The sequence below is a fragment of the Massilibacterium senegalense genome (assembly GCF_001375675.1).
Classification (GTDB): Bacteria; Bacillota; Bacilli; order Bacillales; family Massilibacteriaceae; genus Massilibacterium; species Massilibacterium senegalense.
Genome location: NZ_LN831786.1, coordinates 1837887 through 1852626 on the forward strand (window position 1 = coordinate 1837887; position 14740 = coordinate 1852626).

At 38.8% G+C, this 14740-nt stretch carries 14 protein-coding genes and 1 riboswitch; of the genes, 6 read left to right on the top strand and 8 right to left on the bottom strand.

All coding sequences use genetic code 11. The annotated features are described in order from the left end of the window. Nucleotides 1–132: 132 nt before the first annotated feature. On the top strand, nucleotides 133–1248 hold the full coding sequence (locus tag BN1372_RS12480; RefSeq protein ID WP_074018189.1) for an LCP family protein: 1116 nt from the start codon (nucleotides 133–135) through the stop codon (nucleotides 1246–1248). 14 nt (nucleotides 1249–1262) lie between these two features. Here the strand turns inward: BN1372_RS12480 and BN1372_RS12485 are convergent, their stop codons facing one another. After that, the gene (locus tag BN1372_RS12485) at nucleotides 1263–2336 is read right to left on the bottom strand and encodes a glycosyltransferase family 4 protein (protein WP_062199970.1); all 1074 of its coding nucleotides are present in this window, start codon (nucleotides 2334–2336) and stop codon (nucleotides 1263–1265) included. A 184-nt stretch (nucleotides 2337–2520) separates the two neighbouring features. After that, on the bottom strand, nucleotides 2521–3261 hold the full coding sequence (locus BN1372_RS12490; RefSeq protein ID WP_062199971.1) for a WecB/TagA/CpsF family glycosyltransferase: 741 nt from the start codon (nucleotides 3259–3261) through the stop codon (nucleotides 2521–2523). 514 nt (nucleotides 3262–3775) lie between these two features. Here BN1372_RS12490 and secA2 point away from each other — a divergent pair. The 5 genes from secA2 (at nucleotide 3776) to BN1372_RS12515 (ending at nucleotide 9903) form a co-directional block, all read left to right on the top strand. Continuing rightward, nucleotides 3776–6160, top strand: a complete 2385-nt coding sequence (gene secA2, locus BN1372_RS12495; protein WP_062199973.1) for an accessory Sec system translocase SecA2 — start codon at nucleotides 3776–3778, stop codon at nucleotides 6158–6160. Further along, on the top strand, nucleotides 6144–6980 hold the full coding sequence (locus BN1372_RS12500; protein WP_062199975.1) for an SLAP domain-containing protein: 837 nt from the start codon (nucleotides 6144–6146) through the stop codon (nucleotides 6978–6980). The genes secA2 and BN1372_RS12500 overlap by 17 nt, the downstream gene beginning before the upstream one ends. Nucleotides 6981–7050: 70 nt before the next feature. After that, nucleotides 7051–7135, top strand: a riboswitch (cyclic di-GMP riboswitch). A 94-nt stretch (nucleotides 7136–7229) separates the two neighbouring features. Next, entirely contained in the window at nucleotides 7230–7937 is a 708-nt protein-coding gene (locus BN1372_RS12505) for a LuxR C-terminal-related transcriptional regulator (RefSeq protein WP_062199977.1), read from the top strand. 120 nt (nucleotides 7938–8057) lie between these two features. Continuing rightward, nucleotides 8058–8426 (top strand): universal stress protein, encoded by a 369-nt coding sequence (locus tag BN1372_RS12510; protein ID WP_062199979.1) that lies wholly within the window; start codon nucleotides 8058–8060, stop codon nucleotides 8424–8426. Nucleotides 8427–8730: 304 nt separating this feature from the next. Next, nucleotides 8731–9903, top strand: coding sequence for a M20 family metallopeptidase (locus BN1372_RS12515; protein ID WP_062201350.1), 1173 nt, complete (start codon nucleotides 8731–8733; stop codon nucleotides 9901–9903). A gap of 347 nt (nucleotides 9904–10250) precedes the next feature. Here BN1372_RS12515 and BN1372_RS12520 read toward each other — a convergent pair whose 3' ends face one another. From BN1372_RS12520 to spoIIID, 6 genes are all read right to left on the bottom strand, one after another. Beyond that, entirely contained in the window at nucleotides 10251–10688 is a 438-nt protein-coding gene (locus BN1372_RS12520) for a hypothetical protein (RefSeq protein ID WP_062199981.1), read from the bottom strand. Between the two features lie 223 nt (nucleotides 10689–10911). Continuing rightward, entirely contained in the window at nucleotides 10912–11334 is a 423-nt protein-coding gene (gene fabZ, locus BN1372_RS12525; RefSeq protein ID WP_062199983.1) for a 3-hydroxyacyl-ACP dehydratase FabZ, read from the bottom strand. 18 nt (nucleotides 11335–11352) lie between these two features. Continuing rightward, nucleotides 11353–12180, bottom strand: coding sequence for a flagellar hook-basal body protein (locus BN1372_RS12530; RefSeq protein ID WP_062199984.1), 828 nt, complete (start codon nucleotides 12178–12180; stop codon nucleotides 11353–11355). 8 nt (nucleotides 12181–12188) lie between these two features. Further along, nucleotides 12189–13004: a flagellar hook-basal body protein gene (locus tag BN1372_RS12535; RefSeq protein ID WP_062199986.1), complete on the bottom strand. Its 816-nt coding sequence runs from the start codon at nucleotides 13002–13004 to the stop codon at nucleotides 12189–12191. Between the two features lie 21 nt (nucleotides 13005–13025). Beyond that, entirely contained in the window at nucleotides 13026–14030 is a 1005-nt protein-coding gene (gene mreB, locus BN1372_RS12540) for a rod shape-determining protein (RefSeq protein WP_062199988.1), read from the bottom strand. A gap of 140 nt (nucleotides 14031–14170) precedes the next feature. Then, the gene (spoIIID, locus tag BN1372_RS12545) at nucleotides 14171–14428 is read right to left on the bottom strand and encodes a sporulation transcriptional regulator SpoIIID (RefSeq protein WP_062199990.1); all 258 of its coding nucleotides are present in this window, start codon (nucleotides 14426–14428) and stop codon (nucleotides 14171–14173) included. Nucleotides 14429–14740: the final 312 nt, after the last annotated feature.

Consider the following 14740-nt stretch of genomic DNA (forward strand, 5'->3'; position numbering starts at 1 on the left):
AAATGGTGCTTTCGTGTATAATAAAGAAAAACTTTTGTTTGTATACTTTATGTCTGTATGCATGATTATTTGATTGATCCATTTTCTCAACATTTTTTTAAGGATGAAATACAAAAGAAGGAGTAACAACGAATGACAGAATCTGAATATCGCCGTAGGGGAATAAAGAAAAACCAACGTCGAAAAAAGCGTCGAAAAATTATTTTTTTTATAGTATTGCCTATTTTACTTATTGCAACAGGTGCGTTAATGTACACCGGGTATTTAACATGGAAATTAGCTAATGCAACAGAAGGCGCACGTCTTGGGTTAGACCGGGGGGAAAAGTCAGAATTGCGTGTGAAACCAGTAGATCCTGGGAAGGACAACATTTCGGTATTATTCCTCGGTGTGGATGACGGCGAAGAGGGTAAGCCCGTTCGATCTGATGCAATGATTTTAGCTACATTTAATAAACATGATCACTCGATTAAAATGATTAGTATCCCGCGTGACTCTCGTGTTAAATTTCCTGGTAAAGGAAAATACGATAAAATTACGCACGCCCATGCATTTGGTGGCGTCGATTTATCTGTAGAAACAGTAGAAAATTTATTTGACATTCCGATTGATTATTATGTGAAATTGAACTTCATGGCGTTTGTGGAAATGATTGACACGCTTGGTGGCATCGAAGTAGATGTACCATTTTCATTTACAGAACAAGATAGCGCTGGTAATATGGGTGTTATAAAACTCAAAAAAGGAAAACAAACGTTAAATGGAGAAGAAGCACTTGCTTTTGTACGAATGCGCAAACAAGATCCTGAAGGTGATATTGGACGAGGAAAACGTCAAGCACTTCTTGTCGAAGCGTTAATTGATAAAGCAGCAAGTATTAAGTCGATTACGAAATACGATGATTTAATTGATGATCTTGGACAAAATTATTCTTCGAACTTGTCTTTCGGTAATATTGTTGCATTACAATCCTATGCGAAATCATTACGTAATATTGAATCATATCAGCTTCCTGGGGAAGATAACAGAATTAACGGTTCCTATTACTATGAGCTAGATGAAGATGCGGTAGATACGCTTTCTATCATGCTACAAGATCATTTAGATTATGATTCACCGAACGCTAAATCAACGTATACACAAGAAGATATAGAAGCAGCAGAAGAATATCGCATTAATGCACCAGAAGAAGAAACAGATCAAGATACAACAGACAATAATACTAACAAGACAAATACAAATTATTAAGAAAAAGGCTTATCTCATTTTTTATGAGATAAGCCTTCTCTTTTCGGAAAAACGCGTCGTAAAAATTTTAATAATGGTTTATATTCTTCGTCGACAAGTCCGACTAATTCAATGATAATTTCAATAATAAATAAGACAATTAAAATAATGGCTACAGACACCCAAAGGGTCGTTTGTGAAAATAAAATAGCACATAAGCTAAAGAAAGCACTCATCGCATAAATCATTAATACCGTTTGTCGGTGAGAATATCCTAAACGTAATAAACAATGATGCAAATGCGATTTATCTGGTGCAGACAATGGCTTACGATTCACCGCACGTCTAATAATCGCAAATAACGTGTCTGAAATCGGCACCGCTAAAATCATGGCCGGAACGAGCAAAGAAAATAAGGTAATATTTTTAAATCCTAATAACGATAAGACAGATAACATAAATCCTAAAAATAGCGATCCGGTATCTCCCATAAAAATTTTCGCTGGATGAAAATTAAAAATTAAAAATCCTAACGATGCTCCGAGCATAATCATACTTAATCCAAGGACGAAAAAGTTGCCATTCACGTATGCCATCGTTGCAATCGTCGCTAATACAATGGAAGATACACCTGCTGATAACCCGTCAAGCCCATCAATTAAATTAATCGCATTTGTAACACCGATAATCCAAAGTAACGTAAGGGGAATCGTGAATAACCCTAATTCTAAGCGACCGTCAAATGGCAAGTTAATAAACTCTACTTTAATGCCACCTAAAATTACGACGCTTGCCGCTACGATTTGTCCGATTAATTTTAGTTTCGGCGACAATTCAAATAAATCATCCAAAATACCGGTTACGATAATAATGAATGCCCCTAACATAATCGGGAGAAAAAATGGACTAATCGGTTGAAAATAAATCACACCAACGGCAACCGCAAGAAAAATAGCTAAGCCACCGAGCCTTGGCATGACTCCTTGATGCACTTTCCGATCATTCGGTTTATCTACTGCCCCAATTTTAATCGCAAGTTTTTTTACTAACGGTGTAAAAAGAACAGCTGCGATAAACGATATCATCAGTGCGATAAAATATTGCTCCATATATACACATCCTAACCGGTGCATAATCCTAGACAACAAACAGCCATTCCCGTGCTGCTGCATCTTTTTACAGTTCTCTATACACCCGACAGTTTCGCAAAATCAATTGTTCACACAAAAATGGGAAAGTGAATCTACATATTATCATACACTATTCGTTCCCTTGTTAAACTTTTTGTCACTTCTACTTCTTGTTTTTTACTTCTTTTTTAATTTCCTTCATAAAACGTGGAATAGCGAGCATTCGCTTCCATCTAGACGGCTGCTTCATTAATCGATAAAACCATTCTAAATGAACCTTTTGCCAAAATACCGGAGCTCTTTCCACCACTCCCGCTAACACGTCAATTGTTCCTCCAACGCCAATAAAAACTCCTTTTTCCACTTGCGGTAAATGCATGTGAATCCATTTTTCTTGACGTGGAAATCCAAGCGCCACTAACACTAAATCTGGTTTCGTTGACTGGATTTCATTTACAATTGTCGGATCATTCCAATCAAAATATCCATGGTGAGAACCAACAATTTGTACATGAGGATACGTTTTTGTCATATTTTCTATTGCTTTTTGTAATACTTCTTCTTTTCCACCAAGAATATACACAGACCGTTTTGCCTCATTCATTTTTTCTAATAAGCGCACCGTCGTGTCATACCCTGTCACCCGCTCCTGCAACGGTGTTCCTAGTGAATTCGCAGCTCGAATGATTCCGATACCATCTGGAACGATAAAATCGGCTTGTGTAATGATTTGTTTATAGTCGTCATGTTCATTCGCATACATCACAATCTCTGGATTTGCGGTCACAACAAATGTCTTTTCTTCTTTCATCATTCGATCGAATAACTCATTCGTAAACGCTTCAAATGAAATATTACAAAAAGGAATCGTTAAAATATCCACTTTTTCCACTGTTTGTTTCATATCCTACCCACCTATCACATCACTACACTTAAAGAATATTATAATAGAAATCATATACTCGCAATAAAATTTTATAATTGTGACACATAAAAAAAGCGGAGGGCGCTTGCTTAGGGGCGACAAGCATAAGATGAATGGCGGAATGAGGCGGTCTTTCCTCATAGAGCCATTCATCTTATGACTCGAGCCCCTAGCGCCCGCAGCTGGATTATACATAAAAAAGCGGAGATGGGCTCGTTCAGCGACAGAGTAATAAGGCACCTGATGGAAGGGGCGCCTCTTTGCCTCTGGAGTTGAGTGGCTTATTACGGCAGTCGCTAGCCTCCCAGAACTAGATTAAATAAAAAAGTGGAGGGCGCTTGTTTATAGGCAACAAGCAGAAATAATCGCTCTACCTTTGACCCAGGGCTTTTTTCTGTTTTCCCTCTCTTTGATTGTTTCGGAACGTGATATACTAACATATAGCTAGTGCCTTTTTCGTAGCACGGTTATTTTTATAAAAGGAGTAAACGGTATGTTCAGTAAAATGATACGAGCTTTTTCTAATGATGCACCGAAACGCCAAGTGAAACGGTATAAAAAAACGTTGAAACGAATCAATGCGTTAGAAGAATCATTCGAACAATTAACCGATATAGAGCTGCAACAAAAAACAAATGAGTTTCGGAAACGGCTCATTCGTGGCGAAACAATCGACGACTTGAAAGCAGAAGCCTTTGCTGTCGTGCGAGAAGCATCTAAACGCGTGTTAAATCTTAGACATTATGATGTCCAACTTCTCGGTGGATTAGCATTAGTAGACGGAAATATTGCCGAAATGGCGACTGGGGAAGGAAAAACATTGGTCGCTTCCCTTGCTAGTTATTTGCGCGCTTTAGAAGGAAAAGGCGTACACGTTATTACCGTCAACGATTATTTAGCCAAACGGGACTTTGCGTTACTAGGTCCACTCCACCGCTTTTTAGGGCTTTCTGTCGGCCTAAATCAAACAGGCATTCCGATTGCAGACAAACAATATGCGTATGAATGCGATATTACATACGGAGTTGGGAACGAATTTGGGTTTGATTATTTACGTGATTATATGGTGTATCAACCGAAACATCGGGTCCAACGTCCTCCTTATTTTTGCATTATTGACGAAATTGATTCGGTATTAATTGATGAAGCGAAAACGCCACTTATTGTGGCCAATTCTTCGACAGTTGGGTCGAATCTTCATTACATTTGTGCGGAAATGATGAAGCGCTTACGTGAAGAAGAAGATTATGTCGTTGATATCGAATCAAAGGCTGTTCATTTTACCGATGATGGCGTAGAAAAAATTGAAAACGCTTTTGGCATTGATAATTTATTTGACCTAAAACATCAAACGTTGCAACATTACATGCTGCAAGCGTTAAAAGCACACGCCACGCTTCATCGAGACGTTGACTACATTATCCAAGACGGCAAAATCCAGCTGGTTGACTTATTTACCGGTCGTGTAATGGACGGCCGAACGTATACAGAAGGGCTTCATCAAGCGATGGAAGCAAAAGAAGGCCTTCTGATTACTGCCGAAAACAAAACACAAGCGACGATTACGATTCAAAACTATTTTCGTATGTACCCAGTCATTTCTGGTATGACCGGAACCGCCAAATTAGAAGAACGCGAATTCCAAACGGTATACCAAATGGAAGTCATTCAAATTCCAAAAAATCAACCGTCTAATCGCATCGATTATCTGGATGTAGTGTATCGTACTCAAGAAGAAAAATATAACGCAGTCTTAGAAAAAGTCATGACGTTACATAAAAAGAAACAACCTGTTTTAATCGGTACGTCGTCGATACAACAATCAGAACAGCTCGCAACGTTATTAACAGAAAAACAGTTATCTTTTAACTTATTAAATGCAAAAAACGCTGAAAAAGAAGCGGAATTAATCGCAAAAGCCGGGCAAATGGGACAAATAACAATTGCGACAAACATGGCTGGACGTGGAACCGATATTATTCTTGGTCGCCGTGTGTCGGAATTAGGTGGTTTATTCGTCATCGGGACAGAACGACATGCGAGCAGACGAATCGATAAACAATTAAAAGGTCGTGCTGCTCGTCAAGGAGACCCGGGTGAAACACAATTTTTTATTTCGTTACAAGATGAACTATTTATCCGCTACGCTGCCGAAAAATTAGAGAAAGTTCAATCGATGGTGCACACCGATGAAACAGGACGAATTCTTGATAAACATATTCACACATTTGTTGATGAAGTACAAAAAATTTCCGAAGGCCATCATTTTACGGTGCGCGAGTATAACTTAACGTTAGATGACCAAATTAACGACCAACGAAAAGTAATCTATCATTTGCGCAATCAAATTTTACAAACGGAAGATTTAGCGGATGAACTTATTCCACTTATCGAACAAATCATTTGGAAAAAAATCGAGACAGTTTGTCCAAAAACGTCGTTAAAAGATGAGTGGGATTTACATCACGTCCAAACACTCTTCCATTCTTTCATCCATCCTCCACTCGATATGACATTTTTTGATGACATAGAAGATGTGCATCAATTAAAAGACAAGTTATCGCCACTCGTGGAAGATTATACGATGAAAGTAACGTTTTACTGCCGGGCTCGTTCGATTATGAAGCCATTAAAACAATCCACGTTAGAAACGATAGACAGGTACTGGCTTATGCATTTAGAAACGATGTCTCGATTTAAAGAAGGATTAGGATTACTGAGTTATGCGCAAGAAGATCCGATTCGTGCATACCAACAAGAAGGGTTTAAATTATTTAACCAAATGTATGAGCAACTGCTGTACGATTTGGCGATTCATACGCAAAACATTGTGAAAGATTATGAAGAAAGGAGCGGTGAAAATGTTACCTTTTACTAGACTAACCATCACTCCTCAACCAGTTTCAACAAATAACGAAATGATGCTATCGATTCATCCGTCTTGGAATTTATCAACAGAAGATACATACGTCTATCGTTTTTTAAATCGCCACTTGCCACCTGTGTCTGGTATCGAACTAGCAGAAATGAATTTAAAACAAACGGAACGTGGCATTTATACGACGGTATTTATTCGCAACGGAACGAGCAAATCGTTATCTTTGCAAGAAGAGACACTTGTTCTTTACCGCGGTTCGGATCGTGTGGCACGAGAAAAATTTAATTTTCAAACAATCGGAGAACTTCCTCCTTTTTCAAATCGTCCGTGGACATTTTTCTTTCGAAAAGAAATATTGCTACTAGATGTGCCGATGAATGATAAAAATTGGACATTGTCATTTGAATCAAGAGACGAAGATTTTTCTTTATCGCTTGATTTAGAAAATAGTTGGCAACATTCAATGTCAGCAAGCGGACTAAAACGACTATTAAAATTAATCGATACGTTAAAAAAACCAAAACAGGGGACACTTTCGTTTGAAGGATTGCAGTTTTATGAAAAAAATGGAGCAATGGTATTACTTTTTTTAATTCGAAACGCAACAGATAAGGATTATTTCCTGTCGACGATTCGTTGTACGGTAATAGATGACGATAAACGACCTATTGCCGTTGGTACGTTTGACCTTGGTTCCCTTCGTATTCATCCAAAAACGAGCAAACCGTGGTCGCTTATTTTTTCCAATGAACAAATATTAACGAAAATTTTTAATCCTTTTAAAAAATGGTCAATTTCGATTACATTAAATAGTGATTAATTACTATCACTTGACAATTTTATACTTTTAAATTAATCTAAAAGTTAAGTATTATTAGGTTATTACTAACTACTGATAAAGGCAAACTTACTGAAAGGTAAGGACGCAAAACTACAGGCCTACAGTGTGTGAACCAAGGCGGCTGAGTTACCAAAGGGGAAGTAGAATTCATTTAAATGGGAATTTCCTTCTTTCTCTTTTGGGCCCTTATCAAGAGCAAAGGCTCAATTTAGGAGAGGTGACAAAAAAATGAATAACATTGCAATTATTGACGATCATCAATTATTTCGTGAAGGATTACGACAAATTTTAATCCAAGATCAAAACAGTAACGTCCAATCATACAGTAGCCAAGCACTATCGATTCAAGACGTCATTCAAACAGAACCTGACGTTATTTTATTGGACGACTCAATTTCAGAAAATCCATTTAAATTAATTCGACTTTTCTCTAAAAAATTAGCAAACACAAAAATTGTGATGCTAACTATTAATCCTCAACACGATCGAGTTTTAAAGGCGCTCGATTTAGGGATTAATGGGTATATTTTAAAAGACACAGATATTCATACACTCTATGAATGTTTGGAAACAGTAGATAATAATCAAAATTATATCCATCATAAAATATCGAACATTTTACTAGAAGAATATCGTAAAATTACTTCATCTCCAGCAGATACAATTAGTCTCCAAGAAGACTTGGCCTATTCGCCACCGTATCATTTATTATCAAAACGGGAATGTGAAATTTTACAATTGTTAAGCGAAGGAATGTCCAATCGTGCCATTGGTCATGAATTATCTATTAGTGAAATGACAGTAAAAAACCACGTTTCTAACATTATGAAAAAAATTAATGTACGCGACCGGACAGGTGCTGTGTTAAAAGCAATCAAGTTAGGCTGGGTACGATTTAGCTACCAAGAAACAAGGGAAAAAGACAACATCGGATAAGCCCTGTATACATACAGGGTTTTTTCATTGCAAAAAAGATGGCTATTACACGTCTTTTCGAGTACTATTAATGTAAGGTATGGATATTATTATAGAGAAAAAGGAGATGGACTTATTTTCATGAACCACATCATTCTCGTCCCTCTTGATGGATCTCAAGCTTCATTAAAGGCATTATCATTCGCTATCACAACAGCAAAGGCATTTCAAGATGACCTTTTGTTACTGCATGTCATACAAGACGATTGCAACCATGATGACGTTTTTATCGAAGCAGAAAAAATGCTTAAAGAAGCAACAGTAACGTATACAAGCAAATTTCGAACAGGCATCCCACCAATTGAAATTGCGGATGAAGCAAAAGAACAAAATGTTCGCCAAATCATTATGGGATCATTAGGAATGAACCCACAAGTTAGCTACGCATTAGGAAGCGTCAGCGAACGCGTCATTCCATTAGCACCATGCCCGGTTACATTTGTATCGTAAGAAAGCACCATGTCACCCGATGACATGATGCTTTTTTTATAAAAAAGCGGAGGGAGCTTGGGTATAGGCGACAAGCATAAGAATGAGGTGACTTTTCCTCATGGAGCAAGATGCCTTATGACTCGAGCCTATAGCGCCCGGAGCTAGATTAATAAAAAAGTGGAGGGTGGCTCGTTCACCGACAGAGTAATAAGGCGCTCAATGGAAGAGGTGCCTCTTTGCCTCTGGAATTGGGTGACTTATTACAGCAGTCGCTAGCCCATCGGAGCTGGATTATAAAAAAGCGGAGGGGATTTTTATGGGTTTGAAACAAAAATTGTTTCAACGTTTAGAACAATTGTACCCGTCGATGGTACAGTTACGGCGATATTTTCATCAATACCCGGAAGTTTCGTTTCATGAATTTAAAACAGCTCAAACAATCGCTACGTTTTATGAAAATGTACAAATCCCTATTCGCACCAATGTAGGAGGGAATGGCATTGTCGCAACGATTAAAGGAGAAAAACCCGGAAAAACAATTGCGTTGCGAGCAGATTTTGATGCATTACCAATTCAAGATTTAAAAGATGCGGATTATCGATCGAAAGTTCCGGGTGTGATGCATGCTTGTGGGCACGATGGACATACGTCTACTCTTCTTCACCTTGCACGAACGTTTGCAGAATTACGACATGAGCTTGCTGGTACGTTCGTTTTCATTCACCAACATGCGGAAGAAATGAATCCAGGTGGAGCAAAATCGATGATTGAAGCTGGTTGTCTAGAAGGAGTCGATGCCATTTTTGGCACGCATTTATGGTCGCTTAGTCCATTAGGAGAAATCGGTTATCGAAGCGGTCCGATTATGGCTGCTGCGGACCGATTTGAAATTGAAATTTTCGGACAAGGTGGACACGGAGCTGCACCACACGAAGCAAAAGATGCGATTGTGATCGGTGCCCAAGTGATTACCGCTTTGCAAACTATTGTGAGCCGAAATATTAACCCGATTCAATCAGCTGTATTATCTGTCGGGTCATTAGAAGCAAAAAATGCGTTTAACATTATCGCAGACCATGTGACGATGTCTGGAACAACACGTTCGTTTGCTCATGACGTTCGCGAACAATTAAGTAAAGATATCGATCTTGTATTAAAAGGCCTTACAACAGCATTTGGGGCTCATTATGATTATGAGTTTATCCATGGATATCCACCTGTCATAAATGACCCAACTATGACCGATTTATTAAAACAAAGTTGTCAAACGGTGCCACACATTACCCCAAGGAACATTGAACCAAAAATGATTGGAGAAGATTTTGCGTATTATTTAGAAGAAGTACCGGGTAGCTTCTTTTTTACCGGTGCTCGTCCTAAAGGTGTTGTGTACCCGCACCATCATCCAAAATTTGATTTTGACGAACGAGCAATGTTATACGCCAGCCAAACATTGGGCGCAGTTGCCATCGACGCAGCAAGTGCGGAGTGCTAATCTGTTCTCACCATCATCAACAAAAGGACCTGCTGCCAGGTCCTTTTGTCATTTTCCACGAATACTTTTTATACACACGATAACCACTCATCGACACGCCCACGGTTGATGCTCCTAGAAATACGGAGTCGCTGCAAATCTATAATCCTTTTACATTCGTTCGTTTTTTAGCTGTTCCATTTTTTTTAATCACTTTCACGAGTTTTTCTACTACTTGATACAACCCGCCATACCCGTATAGTATAAATCAAGCCTAGCGCTCCGATTAAGGCAGAACATTGTTCGTATCCGATTTGCATGCTGTCATTAACTGTCCGTCTAAATAAATTAAAAATGGTTGACACGTATTAGAGCCCATGCTTTTTCACAAGATACCCGACTGTTTGGAAAAAATAAAAACTTAAGGACAGCGAGGACATCCACATCGCGTGGATTAAAAGTCGCCAATCGCCAAGCATTTTTGGTGGCATGACCGACATTGCTTTTATGAAATGTTTAATCTCTGCGGCCATTTTCCATATTTCTTGATAAAACCGTTCGAGCTGTGCGCGATAGTCCGGAAAACGTTGTTGTAGGTTTTGTAAATGTTCCTCACGATTTCGTTTAAACACAATCGAATGTGGATTGTCTGGCAAATGAATCTTCATCACTTCTTCTAAACACGTAGCATCAAACGAAAGGTTCAATTTTTCTGCAATAATGTCATGGGCGCCACCTTTTTCAAAGCCCATTCCGAGTGTCACACCAACTGGAAATAAAACTTCCCAGCTGAACCGCCCCTTCATTGAACCCTTCGAATACTGTCACGTCATGCGTTTCACTTAATAAGGCCCCTGCTTGTTAATCTACACCTATGTCGCCTCCGATTACCATAACTGATTCTCGCACGATTGCTCCCCTTCATTTGTACAAATAATATACATTTATCCTATAAAAATCACGCAGAAACGTTATACTAAAAAAACCTTTCATTTTCTCCTATCGTAAGAAAATGAAAGGTTTCCGTTATTATTTAATCGCAAACATTATTTCTGTTTCACACACGAGTTCATCGTCGACTGAGGCAATGGCTTTTCCTTTACCCATTGGTCCTTTGACGCGGATAATTTCTACTTCTAATTTTAACGTATCTCCAGGGCGAACTTGTCTTTTAAAACGACAACGATCGATTCCTGTAAAAAAGGCTAATTTCCCTTTGTTTTCTTCTTTCGCTAAAATTGAAATGGCGCCTACTTGCGCCAACGCTTCGACGATTAACACGCCAGGCATTACTGCAAATTCAGGAAAGTGACCTTGGAAAAATGGTTCATTCGCCGTAACATTTTTAATGCCTACTGCTTTTTTTCCTTCTTCCATTTCGAGCACCTTATCGACAAGCAAAAATGGATAGCGATGTGGAATAATAGCTTTAATTTCTTCAATATTTAACATACTGGTTGCTCTCCTTTCCTACCTTAATTGATTAATAAGGCCTGACATTTGATCGGTCATCGTCAAGGCACGCGCGCTAAATTGGTAAGCGCGTTGTGTCGACATCAATTCTGAAATTTCCTTTGTCATGTTCACATTCGATTGCTCGAGTACCTTTTGTTGGATACCGGCAGCTGTTGCATTAACCGGAACAATAATTGCTCCTTGCTGCAAACCTGGCACGTTCGGTAACGCAAAATTTTGGTCCCCGACCGAACGAAGCACTTGCGGGCGCGTAATTTCTACGACATTTAAAGCACCTGCATTGACCGTTGTCCCGTCTAAACGAGTGACAAACAATGAACCATCTTCTTGTAAGTCAATGCTTTTAAAATCGCGCGGAATAAAAATGTCACCAGTTGTCCCTTGCACGGGGAACCCTTCACTTGTCACTAAACGCATGACACCTGTGTTTCCGACATTTTGTAAATAAAAAGCACCTTTACGTGTATATTCCGTTTGAACTTGTCCACCACGTTCTGCTTGGACGGTAAAAAATTGATAATCATTTGGTAAGGCGAAATCCAACTCGCGGTCTGTTGTTTTTAATGCACCTTTTTCCAAATTCAGCGTCGTTTGGGAGACGCGTGCACCAGAACCACGACGAATGCCATTTAACGTTAAACGACCTTCTTCTTGTGCTGGTACTGGTTGATTGTTAATTTGTTGGACTAATAAATCTGAAAAGCGCGCCTCACGACTTTTAAATCCTGCGGTGTTTGAGTTAGCTAAATTGTTTGTAATCGTATTTAACTTATTTTGTAATTGCCCCATCGTAACTGAGGCCGTCATTAACGAATGTTGCATAGTGCCTCCTATCTAAGTCGCCCGATTTCGTTTACGGTTTTTTCAAGATTTCTATCGTACGCTTGTAATATTTTTTGGTTCGCTTCAAATGCTCGGTATGAACTCATCATATCGGTCATATTTTGCTCAATATTGACATTCGATCGCTCGATAAATCCTTGTTCGACCGAATAGGCGATATTCGGATTGGCTTGGACGGGTTGGGCATTCCCACCTTCTAAACGAAACAGATGGTTTCCTTCTTTTACAAGTTGATTCGGATTATCGATATATACGATATTTAATTGTCCACTATTTTGTCCTGCTTGTGTAAACACTGTCCCGTCTTGCGTCACAGTAAATTGATCATTTTCTACGGTAATCGGTTGATTTTGTGTATTTAGCACGCGCAATCCTTCTGCCGTTGTTAAAAACCCATCGTTATCAACGGTAAAGGAACTATTTTTCGTATAACGAATTTGATTATTGGCATCGCGGACCGCATAAAATAACGATCCTTGTGCATCCGGAACGTTTCGTGTTACGAGTGCTAAGTCAGAACGATTGCTCGTTTCTTGTAACCCGCCTTGTTTAAAATTCGGTGTCACTTCTTGTACGTATACACCCGTACTCATTTCCCCAATTCGCGTTAACGTTTGTGTTACCGTTTTTGGTCCTTTATTGTTTTCTAAACGGTCAATGACCATTTTCGGAAAACTACGGACAGAAGAACGGTCTTCTTTATAACCTGGTGTTTGCACGTTTGCTAAGTTGTTCGTTAACATTTGTTGGCGTCGTTGATGGGCAATCATTCCAGCGGCTGCTGTATAAAATCCTCGAATCAATCAGGCCACCTCCTTTTGCGATTAGCTTAGACGGCGTTTAGCGATTTTATCTAAATGCTCTAACATAATGCCTGTTCCGCGTGCAACGCAGTTCATTGGCTCTTCTGCCACTAAAACAGGAACTTTTAATTCTTCTGCTAGCAATTGATCTAAGCCGTGAAGAAGCGCTCCCCCACCAGTTAAAATAACACCACGGTCAATAATATCTGCTGATAATTCTGGCGGTGTTTTTTCAAGCACTGCTTTTGCTGCATCGACAATAAGCATCACACTTTCTTTTAATGCTTCTTGAATTTCGGCAGATTCTACCGTAATTGTACGTGGTAATCCAGAGACTAAATCGCGTCCACGGATTTCGATTTCTTCATTACGTCCACCAGGGAAAGCAGTCGCAACGCCCATCTTAATATTTTCTGCTGTACGTTCTCCAATTAATAATTTATACTTATGTTTAATAAATTGAAGAATGTCTTGGTCGAAACGATCCCCTGCTACTTTAATCGATTCGCTCGTTACAATATCTCCCATCGAAAGAACTGCAACATCTGTCGTTCCGCCACCGATATCAATTACCATATTCCCGCTTGGCTGAAAAATATCCATTCCAGCGCCGATTGCTGCAATTTTCGGTTCTTCTTCTAAAAATACTTTCTTCCCGCCGCTTTTTTCTGCAGCTTCGCGAATTGCTTTTTGCTCGACGCTTGTTACGTTTGTTGGGCAACAAATTAACATACGCGGCTTTACAAATAATCCATTTATATCATTAATGCGATTGAAAAATGCTCGTAACATTTGTTCTGTAATATCAAAGTCAGCAATGACACCGTCTTTTAATGGACGAATCGCCACAATATTTCCCGGTGTACGTCCAACCATACGATACGCTTCTTCTCCAACCGCTAATGCCTTCCCAGTAGTTTTATCTATAGCAACGACAGAAGGCTCATTTAAAACGATTCCTTTTCCTTTTACGTAAATGAGAACATTCGCTGTTCCTAAGTCAATCCCAATATCCTTTGAAAACATGTTATTGAATCCTCCCTAAATTTTTACAATATGTTCAACCGTCACATATCTACCTAATTATATAGTTTAACACAAATGGAATAGGATAAGTTCAACTTTTATTGTAAATTTTTAAAAGTTTTTTCGAAAGGGAGAACTCATTATTGATTTTGTTTATTTTCATACTTTTTTCGGGTTGCTTCCCCGCCGCGAAGGTGTCTAATCGACTTATGGTAATCTAATATTTCTTTCACTTCATTAGCTAATTCTATATTGATTTCAGGTAAACGCTCTGTTAGATCTTTATGCACCGTACTTTTTGAGACACCAAACTCTTTTGCAATCATTCGGACGGTCTTTCGTGTTTCCACGATATATTTTCCAATCTTGATTGTTCTTTCTTTGATGTAATCGTGCACGCCACTCGCCTCCTAAACTCATAGGTAAGAGGAGTGTTCAAGACCCAAGAAGGAAATGCATCGTTTGGCGTAATGAAAAAGATGTTAAACTTTAATTCTTCTTAACTCTAAAACAAAACCCTCTTTTTTTGAAAAGTTGTCTCAATGACACCATATGAAAGAAAATAGGATTTTATGAATGTATCATGCGAATAACCAGCACATAGAAAAAATATCTCTTATAAAAAAATGAGTATGATGCATGAATTTTTATCACTTTGAAAATCATCTTGAACTAAAAAATAGCCATCCGTTCTATCATTTTTGAACAGA